At 45.3% G+C, this 20,527-nt stretch carries 16 protein-coding genes; 7 read left to right on the top strand and 9 right to left on the bottom strand.

Translation table 11 applies throughout. The features are described from left to right. Window positions 1–743: 743 nt before the first annotated feature. Window positions 744–2,051 (top strand): TolC family outer membrane protein, encoded by a 1,308-nt coding sequence (locus AB6D06_RS05140; protein WP_372099735.1) that lies wholly within the window; start codon window positions 744–746, stop codon window positions 2,049–2,051. Next, window positions 2,051–2,662: an OmpA family protein gene (locus AB6D06_RS05135; protein ID WP_102428233.1), complete on the top strand. Its 612-nt coding sequence runs from the start codon at window positions 2,051–2,053 to the stop codon at window positions 2,660–2,662. The genes AB6D06_RS05140 and AB6D06_RS05135 overlap by 1 nt, the downstream gene beginning before the upstream one ends. Window positions 2,663–2,937: 275 nt before the next feature. On the opposite strand, the gene nhaA is transcribed toward AB6D06_RS05135, so the two are convergent. The 5 genes from nhaA to AB6D06_RS05110 form a co-directional block, all read right to left on the bottom strand. Next, complete coding sequence (gene nhaA, locus AB6D06_RS05130; protein WP_010441484.1) at window positions 2,938–4,104, bottom strand: Na+/H+ antiporter NhaA; 1,167 nt, start codon at window positions 4,102–4,104, stop codon at window positions 2,938–2,940. A gap of 276 nt (window positions 4,105–4,380) precedes the next feature. Further along, entirely contained in the window at window positions 4,381–5,529 is a 1,149-nt protein-coding gene (locus tag AB6D06_RS05125) for a lipocalin-like domain-containing protein (protein ID WP_017070605.1), read from the bottom strand. Beyond that, window positions 5,519–7,972: an ABC transporter permease gene (locus AB6D06_RS05120; RefSeq protein ID WP_102333195.1), complete on the bottom strand. Its 2,454-nt coding sequence runs from the start codon at window positions 7,970–7,972 to the stop codon at window positions 5,519–5,521. Before AB6D06_RS05120 ends, AB6D06_RS05125 begins: the two co-directional genes overlap by 11 nt. Continuing rightward, on the bottom strand, window positions 7,953–8,624 hold the full coding sequence (locus AB6D06_RS05115; protein WP_017060385.1) for an ABC transporter ATP-binding protein: 672 nt from the start codon (window positions 8,622–8,624) through the stop codon (window positions 7,953–7,955). Before AB6D06_RS05115 ends, AB6D06_RS05120 begins: the two co-directional genes overlap by 20 nt. Before the next feature lie 122 nt (window positions 8,625–8,746). Next, window positions 8,747–10,120, bottom strand: a complete 1,374-nt coding sequence (locus AB6D06_RS05110; RefSeq protein WP_372109988.1) for an MATE family efflux transporter — start codon at window positions 10,118–10,120, stop codon at window positions 8,747–8,749. A gap of 98 nt (window positions 10,121–10,218) precedes the next feature. On the opposite strand from AB6D06_RS05110, the gene AB6D06_RS05105 reads away from it, so the two are divergent. Next, complete coding sequence (locus tag AB6D06_RS05105) at window positions 10,219–11,649, top strand: DUF2867 domain-containing protein (RefSeq protein ID WP_017065397.1); 1,431 nt, start codon at window positions 10,219–10,221, stop codon at window positions 11,647–11,649. Window positions 11,650–11,774: 125 nt separating this feature from the next. On the opposite strand, the gene AB6D06_RS05100 is transcribed toward AB6D06_RS05105, so the two are convergent. The 3 genes from AB6D06_RS05100 to rsuA form a co-directional block, all read right to left on the bottom strand. Further along, a complete protein-coding gene (locus AB6D06_RS05100) occupies window positions 11,775–12,434 on the bottom strand; it encodes a DUF2913 family protein (protein ID WP_017060382.1) in 660 nt (219 codons plus the stop codon). Further along, the gene (locus AB6D06_RS05095; protein ID WP_372109987.1) at window positions 12,434–13,651 is read right to left on the bottom strand and encodes a Bcr/CflA family multidrug efflux MFS transporter; all 1,218 of its coding nucleotides are present in this window, start codon (window positions 13,649–13,651) and stop codon (window positions 12,434–12,436) included. Before AB6D06_RS05095 ends, AB6D06_RS05100 begins: the two co-directional genes overlap by 1 nt. Before the next feature lie 200 nt (window positions 13,652–13,851). Then, the gene (gene rsuA, locus AB6D06_RS05090; RefSeq protein ID WP_017060380.1) at window positions 13,852–14,547 is read right to left on the bottom strand and encodes a 16S rRNA pseudouridine(516) synthase RsuA; all 696 of its coding nucleotides are present in this window, start codon (window positions 14,545–14,547) and stop codon (window positions 13,852–13,854) included. A 97-nt stretch (window positions 14,548–14,644) separates the two neighbouring features. Here rsuA and AB6D06_RS05085 point away from each other — a divergent pair, with 97 nt between their 5' ends. The 4 genes from AB6D06_RS05085 (at window position 14,645) to AB6D06_RS05070 (ending at window position 19,138) form a co-directional block, all read left to right on the top strand. Continuing rightward, the gene (locus AB6D06_RS05085) at window positions 14,645–16,387 is read left to right on the top strand and encodes a DEAD/DEAH box helicase (protein WP_136974836.1); all 1,743 of its coding nucleotides are present in this window, start codon (window positions 14,645–14,647) and stop codon (window positions 16,385–16,387) included. Between the two features lie 180 nt (window positions 16,388–16,567). Then, window positions 16,568–16,966: a PepSY domain-containing protein gene (locus tag AB6D06_RS05080; protein ID WP_017066076.1), complete on the top strand. Its 399-nt coding sequence runs from the start codon at window positions 16,568–16,570 to the stop codon at window positions 16,964–16,966. A gap of 61 nt (window positions 16,967–17,027) precedes the next feature. Next, window positions 17,028–17,687 (top strand): response regulator transcription factor, encoded by a 660-nt coding sequence (locus tag AB6D06_RS05075; RefSeq protein ID WP_017060377.1) that lies wholly within the window; start codon window positions 17,028–17,030, stop codon window positions 17,685–17,687. 104 nt (window positions 17,688–17,791) lie between these two features. Further along, window positions 17,792–19,138: an ATP-binding protein gene (locus AB6D06_RS05070; RefSeq protein ID WP_017068035.1), complete on the top strand. Its 1,347-nt coding sequence runs from the start codon at window positions 17,792–17,794 to the stop codon at window positions 19,136–19,138. Between the two features lie 77 nt (window positions 19,139–19,215). Here the strand turns inward: AB6D06_RS05070 and AB6D06_RS05065 are convergent, their stop codons facing one another. After that, on the bottom strand, window positions 19,216–20,523 hold the full coding sequence (locus tag AB6D06_RS05065; RefSeq protein WP_017070602.1) for an LssY C-terminal domain-containing protein: 1,308 nt from the start codon (window positions 20,521–20,523) through the stop codon (window positions 19,216–19,218). Between the last annotated feature and the right edge of the window lie 4 nt (window positions 20,524–20,527).

The following is a 20,527-nucleotide window of genomic DNA, read 5'->3' as shown; positions in this document are numbered from 1 at the left end:
TATTAAACAACTGTTTGAAATATACGCTTAGTACATTTATTTAACAAGCAAGCAACATCACATTTTCACAAATTGGTCGTACCAGTTAATAAAACTCAGCACTAAACGATTGAATCGCTGTGTGTTTATAAAAAAAGAAAAAAATAATGAATTTTCTTGGAACTGAAATGGAAATGGAGAGTCCTAAATTAGGTAGAAAACAGCGTATTTAGAAGTTTAACAGGCCGTCAAACTTGTTCTTCTCACTGCTTTCTTAATTACTGCATTTTCCTTATTAACTCCTATACTTGTATCCGCCCAAACCACGTTGGTTTGGGCTTTTTTTTGTTTGTTGTTTAGGGTGAAACCTTACTTACCCTTCTTCACAGCTACAACTACAAACTAAACAGCGCGATCGATTCTTTTTATATTGTCATTTTTTACTAAAAATCGAACTACCACGCTTGGCACATTGCTATCACTGAGATACGTATTTCAAACAACCTCCTAACCAACGTTTACCAATCTCTGCCCAAGCCGAATTCTAGCCTTGCATTTATTTTCAACACATCTACTCGAAGCTTGCCACCTGTCACAACTGGTAAATTAATCAATAGCGATAGAGACTTACATTCGAAATAAAGCCAACAAACTTAGCAATTTCTAGCAGATGTCCTAAGCTTCGTTTAATACCCTTCTCAATTAAGTAGTTAAACGCTAGTTGGGAGGAGGCGGGAGCTTTTAAAAGTAGAAGGAGACCTACTTTGAGACTGTTTAAATTACCCATCATCTGTTGCTTAGCTATTGCAACCCCACTCTCTGCTCAGACTTTAGAACAGGCTGTTGCCATTACCTTGGCTACCAATCCTGAGATAAAAAGTATTTTTAATGAGTTTGTGAGTGTACAAAAACGAAACGATGCCGCAGGTGGTGCTTATAGGCCGAGTATCGACCTTGATGCTGGTATTGGTTACGAAGGCATAAACCCTGCACCAAATAACGGCCCCGATACCGATCTCACAAGAAAGGAAGCGACGATTTCCCTCACTCAATTGCTGTGGGATGGTTCCGCTACGCTGAACGACATTGATCGTACCGCCGCAGAAGCCGAGTCGGTACGTTTGCAATTGATCGCGGATGCCGAAGACAAAGCGCTAGAGGTCACACAGATCTACTTAGACGCAGTCAAAGCAACTGAAGTTTTAGCCCTTTCGGAAAGTAACCTCGCTATCCACAAGAAAATCTATAAAGACATCAAAAAGCGTGCAGTCTCAGGCATAGGCTCAACCGCAGATGTATCTCAGGTAGAAGCAAGGATTGCAAAAGCTCACGGCAACTTATTAGCCGCACAGAACAACCTAATTGATACCCACACCCAATTTAGAAGAATAGTGGGTCAAGAACCGCTTGGCTTAGTCTACCCAAGAGCCGATATTTCTATGATTCCTCTGTCATTATCAGACGCGCTTGTTGATGCTCTGGACCAACACCCAGTCATCAAAGTCGCGACTGCAGATGTCGATTCAGCGCACTTCCAGTACAAACAATCAAAAGGGGTTAACTACCCGACGTTCTCTATCGAGGCATCTCAATCATGGCGAGATGATGCTGGAGGCGATGAAGGTTCGAGCCAAGAGACTTTGGCAATGTTGAGAATGCGATACAACCTCTACAACGGTGGTACCGATAGTGCTAATTCAGAAGCTGCAGCTTACCAACTCAATAAAGCAAAAGATCTAAGAGATCGTGCTTATCGACAAGTTGAAGAAGGCCTTCGCCTCTCTTGGAGTGCATTGGATCTGACGTTACAACAAAAGAACTTCTTGTCTGATCACGTGGATTCGGCGTCAGAAACCGTTATCGCTTATGAGAAACAATATCGAATCGGCAAACGTACGCTACTTGATCTGCTTAACACTGAAAACGAATTGTTTGAAGCCCGCAAAGATTACTTAGATGCGCATTACTCTGAACAGTACGCTAAATACCGTGTAATGAACGCGACAGGCTCTCTATTGAACGCTCTACTGGTCGACATTCCAGACGAGTGGACAACGGCAGTGGAGTATTAATGATGAAGAGACCTTATTTATTACTTTCCGCATTAACGATAACGCTATGTGCATGCTCTAGCCAAAATGAAGAGCCCTACATAGAAACGCCAGAAGCGGAGCAAATTTCTGACCTGCAAGACGATGATAACGATGGTGTGGTCAATGCACGAGACACCTGTCCTGGCACACCAGAGTCGTCTCTGGTAGACAACGAAGGCTGTGGAGAGACGGTTAGCTCGCAAGAAGTCAGACGGCTGAACATCCTTTTCGCCAATGACTCCTATGAAGTTAACCCTATCTTCTCAGATCAAATCACCACTATGGCTGAGTTCTTAGAAACCTACCAAAGTGCATCGATAGAGATTCAAGGTTACGCCAGTAAAGTCGGCGCGAGTGAATACAACTTAGAGCTATCAAAGAAACGCGCTCACCACGTTGAAGATGAACTGTTGTCGAATGGTATCGACCCGAGCCGAGTAAGAGTTGTTGGTTACGGTGAAAACCGCTTAGAGAGCGATGGCAACGATGCTACGTCTCATGCACTGAACCGCCGAGTAACAGCCACAGTTGTCGGACTAAGCGAACAGATCGTCGAGGAGTGGACCATATTTACCACGCTAGAAAAATAACATGACACTGTCACTCTGGTCATCCAAAACGATCCGCAATTCATGCCGATCAAAATAATGAGTTGAATCTAGGAGTTTTAGATCATCAATAACTAACCAAACTAAAAATACTAGCAGTTAGGATCAATAAAGCCGAGATAGGAAACCCTATCACGGCTTTTTTGTTCTTTGCTGTCACATGAATCGGGGAGGATGATTCTGTGACTCGTCTTGCTACTCAGAAGTTAGCTTGTTAATCAGTGAATAGGCTCGCCGTTAAACGAGCCTACCGCTGATTATAGTTTTACTTCTTGTTGCTTTGCTGTTTTCGGTAAAGAAACGCTTAGCAGGAAGTAACCTAGAATTGCAGCTGTTGTAGATCCCATCAGGATGCCTAGTCGAGCTAGTGTGTCAAACTCTACATTCGTTGGGCCAAATGCTAGTGATGAAATAAAGATAGACATTGTAAAACCAATACCACACAGGACAGATACTGCGAAGATGTTCATAAAGTTCACACCTTCAGGGAGCTTAGCAACACCCAATTTCACCGCACCCCAGCTGAATGCAAAGATACCAAGAGGCTTACCAATCAATAGACCCATAGCGATACCAAGCGGTAGCATACCTGTTAGGCTTGAGATTGAGATACCTTCCAATGAAATACCTGCGTTTGCAAAAGCAAAGACTGGCAAGATTGCAAAAGCGACGTATGGGTGCAGAGCATGTTCTAAATGCTTCAGCGGAGAATGTTCACCTTTATTGCCTTTCAGTGGGATAGCAAAACCAATCACTACACCAGCCAGCGTTGCATGAACACCAGACTTCAATACTGCAAACCACAGAATTGCACCAACAATGAGATACACACTCAGCTTAGTTACATGCTTGTTGTTTAGCATGAACAGCACACCAGTTGCGATGAAACCAACCGTTAACGCAAGCGTTGATAGGTCGCCTGAGTAGAACAGTGCAATGATAACAACAACGCCAAGGTCATCGATAATTGCTAAAGCCAATAGGAACACCTTCAAGCTAACCGGTACACGGTTACCAAGAAGCGCCATGATACCTAATGCGAATGCAATATCAGTTGCCGCTGGGATAGCCCAACCTTGAAGCGCTTCTGGGTTACTTGAGTTAAATAGCACGTAAATAAGTGCCGGAGCTAGCATACCGCCAACGGCTGCGATAGCTGGGAAGATTGCTGTCTCTTTAGACTTTAATGCGCCTTCTAAAAGTTCGCGCTTAACTTCTAAGCCGATTAGAAGGAAGAAGACAGCCATTAAGCCATCGTTAATCCAGTGAGACACAGACATACCAAGAACGTAACTATGCAATACGCCTTGGTACATTTCGTTCAGTGGTGAGTTTGCTACAAACATTGCGATCGCCGCAGCGATGACTAGTATGATGCCGCCAGCAGATTCCATTTTAAAGAAGTCACGGATGACGTCGGTCATGATTTCGCCCTTATATTTATTATTTAAATAAACGAATAACAAAGAATAACCATGAGTTTATATCCAAGCGTAATCGATAGATAATCACTTCTTCGGATGTTTAACTTCGGTTTTTCCTACAAATACTAAACAATACGTCGTATATTCCATATATGTTGTTATGCACCATGAATTAAGTATAGATGAGATCATCGAACCTGTATGCACAATTCATTGGGGGACGCTAAAAGGCGCAGGCATAAAAAAAGGCTATCAAATTATAGACTTAGGTGTTTTTTAGTAGCCAGTTAACTGCATAAAGCCTGTCGCTTCATGGCTCCCGCTCGCCTTAATCGGCCCTTCCCAATATGGTATGACAAATGGAAGCCACATATCCCTGCGTATAATACGCGTTGTGAGGTTGATATCATGCTTAGGGACGTTAATGATCCACTGCAAAGGCATCCGTCTTCCATTCATCAACGTTGTATTTTGCAATGGTTGAATGGAAATGTCGGATTCCGTTAATTGGTAAACTTTGCCTGAGCGCGTTGCTAATGTCCCGAATATGTAAGGCAACTGTTGGTTATGACGATAGCGGTTAATGCTCAGCGCTGTGCCGTCATCGAGGTTAAATACAAACCAATCCCAACCTTGTTGGCCCACTCCAAGTAAGCCACTGCCCCACTCTTTATGTACCCACGCAGTTCCTTCCACTTCCTTGGTAACGCCGTCTAGGTTCAACACACCGCTCAACGATAAAAATGGAGCGCTGAAGTTATAAGACGCGACAGGTAATAAGTCGTGCTTTTTCTGATAACCGTTATCGCCGTTGAGCACATAGGGCCCTTTTGCAATGGTGTCGAGTTCAAGTCCAAACGTGTCTGTTTGCACTTGAAGGCGTCCTGGGAATGGGGTGTTGCCGAGTGCACGCCAGTTCCAGTTATCAATCCAAAGCCTGAATGGACGATTAGTCATTCCCGCTTGGCCAATGCCGCCACGAGCCATGCGCTGTTCTTTCCATACTTTGGACTTAGAAGAGACCACTACATTTGAGATATAGACTTGAGGGCTTTGCCACCCTGGTGTTTCACGTTCGTCCGTTGCGATACGGAAAAAGCTCCACTGGACCGAATAGTCTTTACCATCATCACCTTTCAAAGATGCAAAGTAATGCCACCACTCGTGCTGAAACTCTGGGTGGAACTTAAAATCTTGTGGTAGCGAAACATTACGGTCTGGCAAAACAGGTTCGAACACATTGAAGTGTTCATTAACCAATATTGAGTTAACTTCATTCACGCCCTTTTCACCAGGATCGATGAAATAGGAGTAATAACCCCAAACACTTAAAAAGATGCCGAAGAAACTGATTAATAGCAGAGAAGACAGGATTCGTTGTCTTAACTTATTTGAGGTATTCCGTAAAAACATACTAAAGCGCATCCCTCAGTGACTTCATCGGAGTGTTCCGAATCATTCTCATCACTGGTAAAGCACCAGCTAGCATCAATGCTGCCATGGCCCATGCAAATGTCTGCAAATAGTCCCAAGGAATCACTTGTAACTCAAGTGACCACCCAAAAGACTGCTTTATCACGATATCAACAATTAGGCTCGCTAGCGCTAATCCGAGCGGAATCGCAATTAAGGAGGAAATAAGCCCGAACACAAACAGCTGCAAACTACCTGTCAGGATCAGTTCTTTCGCCGAGACACCCAAACAGCGCTGCAAGGAAATATGCCTTTGGCGAGATACTTCACCCGCAACCGTCGCGAAGAAGATACCGAAGACGGCGATAACCAAGGTGATATTGCCTAGTGTATCTGCAATCGCGAACGTTCTATCAAACACCCGCATCGCTTGACTGTGAATATTGTTATTATCGAAAACACGCTCAGAACCAAGCCTGAATACACTTTCTAATCGGTTGCGAAGCCCTAGTGAATTCACATCGTCTTTGAGTATTACGCCAAGGCCGACATTTCCCCGCCCTGCAAACCCATACAGCCAATTTCGATGCGACATCATGACTTGATGGTAAGGGTTACCGTAATCGTAATAGACACCGACAACCTGCCAACCAGAGCCGAGACTGTCATAGAGGTCGATGTAGTCGCCAGGGCGAATCCCCAGCTTGAGAGACATCGATTCACTGATCAACACACCTTTAGAGTGATGTAAGTGATACCAGTAATTCGGAATACCTAATTTGATCGTCAGCGCTTCTAGTTCGCCTTCAGAAGGGCCTGTACTGACCACCTGAATACTACCGACTGGAGACGCAACATCTTTCTCCCAACGCCACCAAACCGAATCCACTTCAGGTTGGTCAGATAACCAATTACTCATACGAGCAGCGGCATTGTTGGTTGGGTAGATATAAAGATCGGCTGCCAAACGCTGTGTTAGCCATTTATCAGTGGTATCTCTAAAGCTACCGACCATGGTTTCTACACCAATATTGGCTGTTAAGGCCAACATAAAGGCCATCGTCGCCACGCCACGGTAACTCATACTGGAGGCTGCATCAGCAAAGAACCAGCGAGCACGAACCCAGCGCAACGAATAAGAGAGGCTGTTAAATAACTTCCACATCAAAAACGGGGTAAATAGCGCCACACTGATCAGCATTAGCGCGATAATCGCAAAACCCGTCTCTTGAGTCTGAGGGGCTTGATACACGGCGACAGCGGCAACCAAGAAACCACAGCCAATCAATGCTTGCCAAGTAAACTCCGTACCCGCAAAGCGCATCAAAGATAAGCGAGAGGTCAAACGAATCGGTTGTGATCTAAGCAAGCGCACCAATGGCCAAGCGCACGCTAAAAACGCACCAAGTAACGCCATCAATAAGCTGTAGCCGCTCCATCGCCAATTCCAGTCGATCGTTAAGCCAACGTTGGCGTCGTATAAGTCGCCTAAGCTTGAAGATACCGCTGGTAACAATTGGTTGGCTAACATGACACCGAATACATTACCGCAGATCCAGCTCAGTACGACCAATATCAACAATTCTAAGCAAAGCGCTTTAGCCAATTGCCAGCCCGATACACCTGTTTGTCTTAAGATTCCGACTAACGGTTGGCGCTGAATAAATGACAACGACATCGCTTGATAGAAAATAAATAAACCAACCACAAACGACAGCATACCCATCGCTTTTAGGTTTAAGTGGAACGCACTGGTCAGCGACTCAAGCTCTGCCTTAGAGCTACGAGAGATCGTCAAACCATTAGGTAACATATTTTTAAGACGTTCAAACTTCTCAGTGGGCATGTCTGAACAAGCAATCACTGAAAGCCCAGCACTGCGTTTAAGCATTCGGAGCAAGGAGATATCCGCAATCAACCTTGTACCATTAATCATATTATTTTGATCAACAACCACAGGACCAAGTTCAGAACCATCCATCAAAGGGATGTAATCACCGTTGTGCCATTCCATGTGTTCAGCAAGATCATCACTGACAAGGATTGGATATGGTGGCTTCATGAGGTTCAAAGCGGTGAGATCTTTTAACGCTATACCAGGTTGTAGCTGAAGCATAGAAACAGGATCTATACCGACAACCATGAAGTTTGCGCCATTTTCATCAGTGATACGATGGTGATCAAGAGGAGAACACTGTTGAAAACCTTCACGGCGAAGTTGGATATAAAAGCCTTGCGGGATTTTATTGGCGTTGTGTTTTGGTCGAATACGGTAAGGAAGAGGATTCGAAAAGAGTTTTTCGCCATGCGCATAGCTTTGCTTGGCGTGTTGGTTGATAGCAGTAACACCAACCAAAAGTGATACGCCGAGGGTTAAACCAAGCCATACCAAAATAATCTGCAGTGGGTAACGTCGATAGTGACCGAGTAGTGCCTTAACTACGGGCCATAACATGCAGTTGCCCTCCTTGCAGACGGATCCTACCATCCATATGCAGAGCTACTTTTTCACTGTGTGTTACCAACAGCAACGTACATTCTAATTGACGAGCCAAAGAGGTCAGCAAACGCATTACCGCTTCTGCATTACGCTCATCTAAACTACCGGTTGGCTCATCGGCCAGCAATATTTTTGGTTCCATATACAGCGCACGCGCAATGGCCGCACGTTGTTGTTGGCCACCAGACGCTTCTTCAGGGTAACGGCCAAGTAAAGGCATAAGATCTAAAGCAGAGAGAATCTGTCTCCAGAGACCTTTGTCTTCAGGTAAGCCTTTTAACTGGCGGCAAAAACGGATGTTATCGGCAATATTTAACGTTGGCAGTAAGTTGAATTGCTGAAAAATATGGCCAATGTTGTTTCTGCGATAAGCGGTGCGGTCACGCTCGGTTGAGTCGTGCATATTGAAGTGAGGAAAAGCGATTTCACCTGAGTCCGCTAGGTCTAAGCCCGCGATAAGATTCAGTAAAGTACTTTTACCTGAACCGCTTTCTCCCATTAATGCCAGCTGGTCACCTTGGTTTAATGTTAATTCAGCACCTTGCAAAACAGGGTGAAACTCCCCCCCATCGACATAGCCTTTACATAGGTCTGACAGCTTTAACATTAAACAGCTCGCATTAGTTAGAATTTGGAAGGAGAATCTACACTAATTCCCTGTTAGGAGGAAGTATTTTGAAAGATAGATCACACGCCAACGATAAAGTGATGCGATTGGTGCGCCCTACTTCAACTTCCTATCAAGTTTTTAATCCATTTTCTTGTTTTCATGCGATAGAGCGAACCGCCCCACTTTATGACTTCTTCGGTAAGAAACAGTAAATACACCCATTCAGGCGGGAACTTGAAATAAATAGCAGCGATCGCGGCCAATGGAATGCCAATCACCCACTGAGCGATTAAGTCTTGATAGAGGCAGAACTTAACATCACCACCCGCTCTCAATACACCTACAATCACTGTCATTGGGATAGAACGGATAACAATTCCGACACTTAAAATGAGAATAAACTTCTCTGAGAGGGCTCTGGTTTCTTCCGTCAGTGCGCTAAAGGCATTAAGTATTGGCGTTTGAACGAAATAGAGAAAAACGGCTACAACAATACTAGTTAAGAAACACAAAATTGTTAAGCCAAGCGCTTGATAGTAAACCGCTTCATTGTTTTTCGCACCAAGTTGATTACCCACCAAAACAGCTGCCGCATTCGAAAGGCCAATCAATAAACTCAATGAGATAGATTCAACCGGCGTCATGACCGATAGCGCAGCCAGACCTTGAACGCCCGATTGCCCCATGATCGCGTGGTAAGCAAACAAACCACCCGCCCATGCTAAGAAGTTAAACGTGGTCGGCAGAGACAGCTTCAAGAAGCGAACCACCTTATCAATCGAAGCTGCCGCTTTAATATCGCAAAACTTAAATGCTAATAAATGCTTAGAGAAATAGAGATAACCAAACAAAGTCGCGACTTCAATCGCGCCACTCAGTACCGTCGCAATCGCCGCACCTTTGATTCCAAGCGCAGGAAAGCCTAAGTTACCGAAGATCAGCACCCAGTTTAAGAACACGTTAGACAGGATGCCGATACCGCTGAAAAATGTACTTAGCCCGGGTTTGTGCATCGCTCTCAAACCCACAGCCATACTGCTGACACACGATACCGCTAGCATGCTAAATGACGTAATTACGATGTATTCAACGCCTAAGTTGATGACCTCTTGAGAGTCGGTCGTCACGCCCATGATTTGTGCAGGAAATGAAACGAAAAACGCGATAGTCAGTAAAGCAAACAGTGTCGACACCAGCCACGTCAGCGCAGTGCTTTCTCTCACACCTTGTCTGTTACCCGCGCCCCAATATTGAGCAGTAAGAAGAGCACCGCCCGTGGTAACACCCACCAGCATAATGGTCGTCACGAACATCGCTCGGCTCGCCACCCCCACAGCTGCGATGTCTGCTTCGCCAAGTTGGCCCAACATCAATACATCCACCAAGCCTCGGCTTGAAAACATAATGCTCTGCAAGGTGATGGGCAGTGCAATCGCAATAAGCCTGCGAACAAAATCACCTCGTGTGTGATGAATAATTGAAGAGAGCAACATAGAGAGATACCTAAACGGAACGTATTGATGAATAAAGATAAATATCGCGCTATTATATCAATGTTCGGTTTTTAACCACAGATATAAATGGAGTAACAATGAAGAAAGTACTGGTTTTAGGCGCTTCTGGATATGTTGGTTCGCAACTCCTCCCTCTCCTGCTTGAGCAAGGCTATCAAGTCACGGCAGCAGCAAGGCATATCGACTATTTAAAGGCACGGACCGAGCCTCACGAAAGCTTATCGCTTGAGTATCTTGATCTGGCCGATCAAGCTGCGACACAAGCCTTAGTCCCCGACTTTGATCTTATCTTCTTTCTCGTCCATGGCATGGCGGAAGGCCACGACTTTATCGATTATGAGCTGAACTTAGCCCGTAACTTTGTTTCTGCTCTTGGGCCAAAGAATCAACACGTCATCTACCTGAGTTCTTTACAGCCTCAGACTGGTGATTCAGAGCACCTTCAAGCGAGAAAGAAAACCGGCGAATTGCTTCGTAAAGGGCCTGTACCCGTTACCGAACTTCAAGCTGGCGTGATCATTGGCCCAGGATCTGCGGCATTCGAGATCATGCGAGATTTCGTGTACAACTTGCCGATTATGATTGCGCCAAAATGGGTTGACTCTAAAGCCAACCCGATTGCTTTGCAGAACCTGAACCACTATTTACTAAAACTCGCACAAGACACGCCTAGCGAAAGCCAAACCTTTGAGGTTGGCGGGCCGGATATTGTCTCTTACCGAAACCAATTTGCTCATATTGCTAAAACCGCCGATCGTCCACTCAAACTATGGGCGACATCGCTACTGACACCAAAGATTGCTTCATATTGGTTAGGTGTGGTGACTTCTGTACCGTCTAACATAGGTAGAGCACTACTTGCAGGCTTAAAGCACGACTTCATCGCCAGTTCGACCATCATTAGAGAAAAGTACCCTCAGAAGCTTATCTCGTTCGAAAATATGGTTGAACAAGCCATTCACGCTGAAGGAAACTTTGTCAAAAGCAATGTATGGGGCTTTGATAAAACCGCATTCAAACGCTGGCAAGCTGGGTATGGCTATTACCCGAAGAAAACAGGCGCAAGTATCACCTCAAGCGCTTCATTGGAATCGCTTTGGCATGTTGCTCAGCAAATCGGAAGCCCGAAGCAAGGTTACTTCTTTGCTAACACTTTATGGCGCACACGCGAATGGTTGGATGTTCTTTTCGGTGGCGGTGTACCGGTTCGACAAATGCCAGAAGGGCCCAACCTAAAAGTCGGTGACAAAATCGATTCATGGAAGGTCATTCGCTGTGAAGAGAATCAGTTTTTATCTCTGCTTTTCGGTATGAAAGGCCCCGGTTTAGGGCGACTCGAGATTACTGTCTCTGACCACGGTGACTCTCGCGAGCTGAATATCTCGGCTTGGTGGCACCCTAAAGGCTTTCTAGGGTTACTGTATTGGTTTGCTATGATGCCAGCCCACCTGTTTATTTTTAAAGGCATGGTGAAGGCAATTGAGAAGCAGGCTAAAGAACAGGATTAAAAGCAGATGCGAGATTCGGGTAACGGGATGCGAAAAGACTTAACAGCAAATTAGCGACACGCGCTATGAGAGACAAAAAAGAGCGGATAATTCCGCTCTTCGTATCTCTCATCTCGAATCCGCTATTAGCCGATAACGCTAATTGGGATCTCAGCCAGTTGGTTGCCTTGGTTAGCAGGGTAAACGATGTATTCACCGTGATACTTCACCGCAGACTTATAGTCCGTTACTTTGTGAAGCATGAAGCCCGCTTCCATCGCCGCTTGGATGAACTCAGCATGGTTGCCACGAACAAACCAGTTCATTGGCTTAACCATCAACTCCCCGTCGAAAGAGTCGTCACACTGTTTACCGCATAAAGCAAAAGAGTGCTCGCCATCGGTGAAGAATTGAATCTTGCCGCCAGTCGTTAGCTCGTCTTCACTCGATACGCTCCAACCCATCTCGTACATTTTGTCCATGAACGCTTCAACATCACTGTCTTTTAGCGTTTTAGGCTCTTCGCCTTCAGGGAAAAAACGTCCGTAAAACGCAGAAATACGTTTAAAGGTAAAAGTTAAATCAGAGTTGTTGCCTTTTGAGCGACCCTGTTTCTGCCAGCGAACTAAGTCAGGCACAATCACGCGATCATAAGCTTGAGATTTAATCGCTTTTGTTACCCAACGAACAAGATAAAGGTTGTTCGCGATAGGTGCGTCGATCGCTTTACCAGACTTATGCAGAGCATACAGCTCGCCCAGCGCATCGTTCACTAACTTCTGAATTTCAATATAGTATTTTGACATTATGCCTTCTTTCCTAATGTCCAATATAGTAATGCTGACAGTATTGCACATGCTGCCATCATCATAGCCATTGGCCCTGCAGTGTCACTTGGTAGCATAGCAACAATTGCCCCCACTACAGAACCAGTACCAAATCTTAATGTGCCTGCAAGCGAAGAAGCTGTGCCGGCCATATTCGGGTATCCGCTTAAAAGCAGTGCCATTGAGTTACTACCAATGGTAGACAGTGTGCCGATAAACAGCATCACGAATGGCACAATACCCCACAAACCGATATCTAACATCCAACCGACTAACAGACCTAAGCCCGCAAACAGTTGAATGGTTAAACCGACTCTGAGCATAGCGTGAGAGCCCACTTTCTTAACGATTCGACCGTTGATGCTCGTCATCAAGATCATAGCAACAATATTCAAGCCGAACAGGTAGCCAAACAGATCAGGGCGAATGCCATAGATATCGATGTAAACGAATGAACCTGCCGTTAAGAACGCAAACATCCCTGAAAATGAGAATGCACCAGAGAAAATCAGGCCCATCGCCGTTGGGTTCTTACATAGTCGAGCATAGTTACGAATCGTTGTTTTAAAGCGCAATGGTTGTCGGTTTTCTGCAGGAAGCGTTTCTGGGATCTTCATCGATACCGCCAGAATCACGATCACCGCAAAAATAGCCAGAACCCAGAAAATTGAACGCCAACCGAACCACAACGCTAAGTAACCGCCAATCATCGGAGCAACCAATGGCGCAACTGTCATCACCAAAGTAACGAAAGACATGGTTCTTGCGAAATCTTCACGATCGAACATATCTCTTACCACCGCTTGGATGATAACGGCCGCCGCAGCACCAGCAAAACCTTGAGCGGTACGGATGTAAGTCAGCGCTTCAATGCCATGAGTTGTCGCACTCACCATAGAAGCGATAGCAAACAAGAACACACCAATAAGCAGTACAGGCTTGCGACCATAGCTATCCGCCAACGGGCCATGCAGCAACTGCCCCAGCGCGAAACCTGCGGTATAGGCTGTTAGCGTGATTTGTCCCTCACCCGCCGTCACACCAAGATCTTTAGCAATGGTAGGCATCGCTGGCAGATACATATCAATGGCTAGCGGAGTAAGTGCACCAATCGCACCTAGAATCAAAAACAGCACTAAGCCTAATTGAGGTGTTTCTAGTTGGGAGCTTTGGCTCTGTGAGGTCGATGTTTGCATGGTTATCCGAATGTTCAACTGATAGAGCTAGGGACTAGCGTGAGTACGCGAGTCAAAGATTGGCTGAGACTTTCCTAGTACCAGTCAACATCATCAGCCGACGCTATCCATGGTCGGCTTTACAACGAAAGGGCTATTTCCAGCAAAAGTGGTCTCTTGTTAAGAACAATTTCTTGTTAAGAGCAACTTCTAGCTAAGGACTACTTCCAGATTGAATCGACTTCTTCTTGCGTTAGGTAACGGTATTCACCTAACTCTAAAGATTCGTCCATCTCAATTTCGCCAATACGTTCACGGTGTAGTGCTTCTACCTTGTTACCAAGAGCAGCAAACATACGTTTAACTTGGTGGTATTTGCCTTCGTGAATCGTTAGCAATACTTCACGCTCTGCACGAACTTCTAGGTGTGCAGGAAGTGTTAGGCCATCTTCGCTCTTAAGCTGGATGCCCTCTTTGAATTTTTCAACGTAATCGTCTTCAACAGGTTCAACCAACCAAACACGGTACGTCTTCTCGCACTTGTGCTTTGGCGAAGTGATACGGTGAGACCACTTACCATCGTCGGTAATCAATACAAGACCTGTTGTATCAATATCTAGACGGCCAGCAAAGTGCAGCTTGTCCATTTTGATTTCATCAAGTAATTCAAACGCGATACGATTTGCGCCATCTTCATGCGAACAAACAAAGCCTTCAGGCTTATAAAGCATGATGTAACGTGGGCCGTGAACATTCAGTTCATTGCCTTGCCATTCGACAACGCACTCTTCAGTTACCTTGAGTGAACCGCTTTTTTGAATGACATCATTTACTGTCACTGCCTTGGATTTTAATAAGTGTGTTGCTTCTCTTCGAGTGACGCCTAATGCATCGCACAGAAATTTATCTAAACGCATGAATACCTCAACTAATCTAAGTCGGGTATTATAGTCACCTTTGCTCAATTAGTTGAGCTATTTCACACTATTTGTTTTCCTTCTTACAAGACGCGATATGTATACACTCCGCCCGTACCAAGCTGATTCTGTAAAATCAGTGATTCATTACTTCAGAAAACACCAAACTCCGGCAGTGCTCGTGCTTCCGACAGGTGCAGGAAAAAGCCTTGTGATTGCAGAGTTAGCAAGGCTTGCGAAAGGTCGAGTGTTGGTGCTTGCTCACGTAAAAGAGTTGGTTGAACAGAACCATGAAAAGTATGAAGGTTACGGGCTGAAAGGCTCGATTTTCTCTGCGGGTTTAGGACGCAAAGAGACCGACCAACAAGTCGTGTTTGCTTCGGTGCAATCTGTGGTGCGAAATCTCGATTCATTCTCTAACCAATTTTCGCTGTTGGTTATCGACGAATGCCACCGTGTTCCCGATGAAAAGACCAGTAGTTATCAGAAAGTCATCACTCACTTACGCGAGAATAATTCGGGCATCAAAGTGCTTGGATTAACAGCGACCCCATATCGTCTTGGGATGGGTTGGATTTATCAATACCACACTCGCGGTCAAGTGCGTTCAGATGAGCCACGTTTCTTCCGCGACTGTATCTTTGAGCTGCCGATTCGTTACCTGCTCGATGAAGGTTTCTTAACTCCTGCACGCATGATTGATGCACCCGTGTTGAGCTATGACTTTTCGCAGTTAAAGCCCGCGAGCACTGGTCGCTACAAAGAAGCAGAACTCGACATGGTGATCGAGCAATCGAAACGAGCGACCCCACAGATTGTCGATCAGATTATTCACCTAGCCCAAGATAAACTAGGCATCATGGTATTCGCTGCGACCGTTCGACACGCGCAAGAGATCCTCAGCTTATTGCCAGAAGGTGAAGCTTCAATTGTGATTGGTGATACACCAACTCTCGAACGTGACCAAATTATCAGCGACTTCAAAGAACGTAAAATCAAGTTCTTGGTTAACGTATCGGTATTAACCACAGGTTTTGATGCGCCACACGTCGATTTAATCGCGATTTTGCGCCCGACAGAATCCATCAGTTTGTATCAACAAATCGTTGGCCGTGGCTTACGCCTATCTCCGGGTAAAAAAGAGTGTTTGGTGCTCGACTATGCGGGCAACAGTTACGACCTCTACCAACCTGAGGTTGGCGACCCTAAACCCGATTCAGACAGTGAAATCATCACCATCCCTTGCCCTGCGTGCGGCTTCAATAATAACTTTTGGGGCAAGCTAGACAGCAATGGCTTCTTGCTTGAGCACTTTGGGCGCAAATGCCAAGGCTACTTTACCGATGAAGACACGGGCGAGCGCGAGCACTGTAATTATCGCTTCCGAGCGAAATATTGCGGTGAATGTGGTGCTGATAATGACATTGCTGCGCGCATTTGTCATGAGTGCGATGCAACCTTAGTCGACCCAGACAAAAAGCTAAAAGAAGCACTGAACCTAAAAGATGCCTTGGTATTTGAATGCTTGGAAATGGACCTCAACGTGCTTAAAGACGAGAAAGGTAAATCACAACTTAAGGTCACCTATCGCGGAGAAAACCAAGCGCAAGTGCATGAGTTTTGGTCATTAACCAGCAAAAAGCAGAAGCAGAACTTCAAAGACCAGTTTGTTCGCCCTCACCTTGCAGACAGACATCGCCCTTTCGAAGAAGCCTCACCGACGAAAGTGGTTGCTCACCAACATAGATTCCGCCCACCTCAATTCGTGATTGCCCGTAAAGTCGGACGCTTTTGGAAAATGAGAGACAAGATATTCGAAGACGAACTACAGCAGCGTTAAGGTTAAGAATAAAAGTAAGTCTTACGTTCTTAACACTCGGCAATTAATCTTATGTATTAAAGCCTGCGCCATTTAAGCGTTAAGTTTTTCGGTATCAAATTCTCATTATTAATCAGGTTCACTTTCTGTTCAGAATTACTTTTTTATACTGAACGCTATCAACCTTCTCTAGGATTCGCTATGTTTAGTAAAGCTATGATTTCTTTGTTTTCTATAAGCTTAGGCTTATTTGTTTCTGCTGGCGCATGGGCTGACTCACATCATAATGGTCATGAATTAGTGCAGGACGTTCATAAAGCAGGAACCAGCATCGAATTTGAAGAAGATCAAGACGAAGTCTATGAAGCCGTACGAGAAGGCTACATTCGCCCTTTCTCAGAAATGTATGCGGCGGTTGAAAACGATCTTCATGGCAGAATCATTAAAGTAGAACTAGAAGAAGATGACGACATTTGGGTGTATGAACTAAAAATCAATTACCAAAACAACATCATCAAAGTCGAATACAACGCTGAGACGTTAGAAATGCTTATGATCAAAGGCCGCAACTTTAAAGACGCAATTAAACACGGCGACTAGTTACGTACGACGAAGAGCTAAGCACGACGAACAGTCATTAGAAGAAATTAGAAGAACAATTATGAAAATTTTAGTCGTTGAAGATGAGCCTCGTTTGGGCCAACAAATTATTGAAACACTTGAGGGGGCCGACTGGGTTCCAGAGCTCTCTCAAGATGGTATCGACGCACTCTACCGTGCAACGTCAGAAGAATGGGACGCGATTGTCCTCGATTTAGGTTTACCTAAGCTTGACGGCCTAACGGTATTAAAAGGCATTCGAGACGAAAACATCAACACGCCAGTGATTATCTTAAGTGCTCGTGACACGCTAACTCAACGTGTTGAGGGCTTGAACGCCGGTGCTGATGACTACCTAACTAAGCCATTTGAGATGGTCGAGCTGATTGCCCGTATCCGAGCTCAACTGCGCCGAGCATCAGGCAGTGCTGCTCCGATACTTCAAATCGGTGATCTAAGCCTAGACACACGCAGTTCTAAAGTATTGTGGCAAGGTCAAGCAGTTAGCCTCACGGCGCTGGAATATAAAGTTGTCGCGTACTTCATGCATAACCAAAACAAGGTTATCTCGCGCACTGAGTTGGTTGAGCATATCTACAAGCAAGACTTCGACCGAGACTCAAACACGGTTGAAGTGTTCATCGGTCGTATTCGTAAGAAAATCGCACCAAAGATCATCAAAACCGTTCGTGGCCTTGGCTACCAACTGAATGCTGAATAGCTCAGTCGTCAATCACGCCAAGAGCAACCATTAATTAAGTGGACAGCCTGTTCTGATCATCGCAATACGATAAGTTACGATGAGCAAAGGCAGGTTGGAAATGCATGAATCTAAAGAAACGAACACTTAAAAACATCAGTTTAAAAAGCCGCTTGCTCCTTGCTGCGGCTTTTTGGCTAGGTGCGATGATATTAGCGGCTGGTGTCGGGATTCCGAAACTGGTTAACGACTACCTCGTCGATGACATGAAGCAGCAGCTTGGCTTAACCATGGATGAGTTAACCGCCAATATCGAAACCAATGACAGTGGTAACCTGATCATGGCAGAGCGTCTGTCTGATCCTAGGTTCAACCAGCCCTACAGTGGTATTTATTGGCGCGCCGCTACCCAAGAGCAGATCATTCGATCTCGCTCGCTATGGGATAAAGACCTCACCATCAAGCGTTCACCGATTCACACATCAGTCAAAGGGCCAGAGAAAGAAAAGCTGATTTACATCGAGCAAGATATCTACCTGCCTGAACTGAGCGACCCTGTCACGATCACCATTGGTATTGATGAAGATCCATTAGAATCCACACTGACAGAGCTTACTGGTCAAGTCTGGTTGATCCTAATGTTGCTGTTTGTTGGCGTGCTGATGTTGATCGGTATTCAAGTCAGTTGGTCGTTATTACCGCTCAGCAAGATGCAACGCGAACTGGTAATGCTAAGAAACGGCGAGCAACAAGGGTTAAGCGATAACTACCCGAAAGAGGTTTCTCCATTAGTCTCTGACCTCAATGCCCTGCTCTTTCACTATCAAGAGTTATTAGAACGAGCTCGTAACCACGCGGGTAACTTATCTCATGCGTTGAAAACACCGCTTTCAGTTCTAAAAAATGAGATAGAGCGACTTCCAGAGGATGACAAGGCACTGCTGCAACAGCCCATTCATCAGATTCAAAGCCAAATTGATTATCACCTTGGCCGCGCTCGTATGGCAGGTGCAATGAACATTCTTTCGGTGAAGTCTTCACCTTGTGAGCGTGTCGAAGCTATCTCAATGGCGTTTGATAAAGTCTACGCTGCCAATGAAGTCACCATGATTAACGAGCTAGACTCTGAGATTGAAGTGGCAGTAGAAAAAACCGACCTTGATGAAATGGTCGGCAACCTACTCGAGAACAGTTACAAGTGGGCGGGCAGCATTATTCGCGTCCATGCAAATGAACTCGACGATGGCAACATAGAGTTGGTGATTGAAGATGATGGCCAAGGCATTCCTGAAGAGAAGCTTGAGCAAGTGACCAAACGTGGCGTCCGACTTGATGAAACCACACCAGGAACAGGCTTAGGGCTTAATATCGTAAATGAAATGGCACACAGTTACCGAGGCAGCCTAACGCTCAGCAAGAGCTCAATGGGCGGCTTAAAAGCTTCTCTGGTGCTTAAAGTAAGTAAAGGCTGAACAAGCTAAGTAAAAGTTAAACACAATAAGCCCTAACGTAATGCTAGGGCTTAATTCTATCGACCTTATATACAACTCTATATATCGTTCACAGCAACATCCAAAGTTTGTGAATTATCACTAAGGGTCGTTGCTCCAATCGTTAATACCCGGCCATCAGTGTAATAGTCATGATCGTCATTGATCACTTCCACCGTTGCTAATGGGTACTTGTCTAACTCGATGTCTGGTAGTAACGTTCGTATCTGATTAGCAAGCCGATCTCGCTCTTCATCAACATTAGGGTCAATGTTATGAAGCACGGTCACAATGCCTGAGTAAGGCGTGACTTTAAGGCCATCATCATAGCTAATTGCGCCTAACCACTGAGGCTGGTTAGTTTTAATATCAACACCTGCACGCCACCAACGAATATGGCTGCGCTTCATCAGGTTACCCGGCAATTGAAAAGCCATATCTTGCGGCTTGTCTCGCCAATATAAATCAGACACTGGCGGCGTTTTTTCTCTAAGCAATGCGAGATAACCAACCCATTCAATCTCATTTCGAGAGAAGGTTTGATTCTCTATCCAGCCTAATTGCTTCATTAAGTCTCTTGGGGTTGCTCCAACATAAATTACGTTGATCGCTTGCGCCGAGTAGAACGAAGATTTACCGGGGAACGCTTTATAGGTAACCGAGTTCCAGTCGACTTTGTTTATTTGAGCCGTCTCTGGTTGATTCTGAAAGTCATCCGCTTTCCAGAAAAAGTGAGCGTAGTTCGCAAACAATACCCACGCCAACAACAGCGCACTAGACTTAAGTACTAAGCATCGCCACTTCATTCGGTAACCGATAATGGTGAAGACTAATACCGCGAACACACCAACGATCAAGCTATTATGCTCCGAGATAAATATCTTAAGGCTATTAAGCCACGGGAAGTTTTCAACGCCGTGCGCCAGTAACATGCCCCAAGCAATGAACTGCCCTCCACCAAGGGCCAAACCGATAAACGCCAACACACTAAAATTACGCCACGGTACACGATGCGAGCCAGCTATAAATGGCACAACCCAAGCGATAGGCCCTAATAAACGAGCAAAAAGAATGATGTATGTGCCTTTGCGAGCAACCAGATAGCGGCAGCGCGCAATTAATCTTTTGGTTTTAGGGCGAAACTTAATGAGCCTTCGTTGCACCTTAACACCGTATTTATAACCAATGAAATAACTGAGTTGATCACCAAGCAAACCACCTAGCATCACCAAAACCAACGCCATCCATGCACCTGAATACAGTTGAAAGCCCGCTGCGATAAAGAACGGCTCTCCCGGTACAAATAGGTTTGGGCCAATGAGAGCATCACCCAATGCTCCCAGAAACAACCCTAGTCCATCAAACATAACA

It is taken from the genome of Vibrio sp. 10N.239.311.G01 (assembly GCF_041465805.1).
GTDB classification, from domain to species: domain Bacteria; phylum Pseudomonadota; class Gammaproteobacteria; order Enterobacterales; family Vibrionaceae; genus Vibrio; species Vibrio crassostreae_C.
This window is presented reverse-complemented; position numbering and strand designations above follow the sequence as displayed.

What these genes read in the sequence shown, in the direction of transcription:
- nhaA (WP_010441484.1), bottom strand. Translation starts at nt 4,104, where the DNA reads ATGACCGACGTCATCCGTGACTTCTTTAAAATGGAATCTGCTGGCGGC.
- AB6D06_RS05085 (WP_136974836.1), top strand. Translation starts at nt 14,645, where the DNA reads ATGTATACACTCCGCCCGTACCAAGCTGATTCTGTAAAATCAGTGATT.
- AB6D06_RS05100 (WP_017060382.1), bottom strand. Translation starts at nt 12,434, where the DNA reads ATGTCAAAATACTATATTGAAATTCAGAAGTTAGTGAACGATGCGCTG.
- rsuA (WP_017060380.1), bottom strand. Translation starts at nt 14,547, where the DNA reads ATGCGTTTAGATAAATTTCTGTGCGATGCATTAGGCGTCACTCGAAGA.
- AB6D06_RS05070 (WP_017068035.1), top strand. Translation starts at nt 17,792, where the DNA reads ATGAATCTAAAGAAACGAACACTTAAAAACATCAGTTTAAAAAGCCGC.
- AB6D06_RS05125 (WP_017070605.1), bottom strand. Translation starts at nt 5,529, where the DNA reads ATGCGCTTTAGTATGTTTTTACGGAATACCTCAAATAAGTTAAGACAA.
- AB6D06_RS05080 (WP_017066076.1), top strand. Translation starts at nt 16,568, where the DNA reads ATGTTTAGTAAAGCTATGATTTCTTTGTTTTCTATAAGCTTAGGCTTA.
- AB6D06_RS05105 (WP_017065397.1), top strand. Translation starts at nt 10,219, where the DNA reads ATGAAGAAAGTACTGGTTTTAGGCGCTTCTGGATATGTTGGTTCGCAA.
- AB6D06_RS05065 (WP_017070602.1), bottom strand. Translation starts at nt 20,523, where the DNA reads ATGTTTGATGGACTAGGGTTGTTTCTGGGAGCATTGGGTGATGCTCTC.
- AB6D06_RS05135 (WP_102428233.1), top strand. Translation starts at nt 2,051, where the DNA reads ATGATGAAGAGACCTTATTTATTACTTTCCGCATTAACGATAACGCTA.
- AB6D06_RS05075 (WP_017060377.1), top strand. Translation starts at nt 17,028, where the DNA reads ATGAAAATTTTAGTCGTTGAAGATGAGCCTCGTTTGGGCCAACAAATT.
- AB6D06_RS05120 (WP_102333195.1), bottom strand. Translation starts at nt 7,972, where the DNA reads ATGTTATGGCCCGTAGTTAAGGCACTACTCGGTCACTATCGACGTTAC.
- AB6D06_RS05115 (WP_017060385.1), bottom strand. Translation starts at nt 8,624, where the DNA reads ATGTTAAAGCTGTCAGACCTATGTAAAGGCTATGTCGATGGGGGGGAG.
- AB6D06_RS05110 (WP_372109988.1), bottom strand. Translation starts at nt 10,120, where the DNA reads ATGTTGCTCTCTTCAATTATTCATCACACACGAGGTGATTTTGTTCGC.
- AB6D06_RS05095 (WP_372109987.1), bottom strand. Translation starts at nt 13,651, where the DNA reads ATGCAAACATCGACCTCACAGAGCCAAAGCTCCCAACTAGAAACACCT.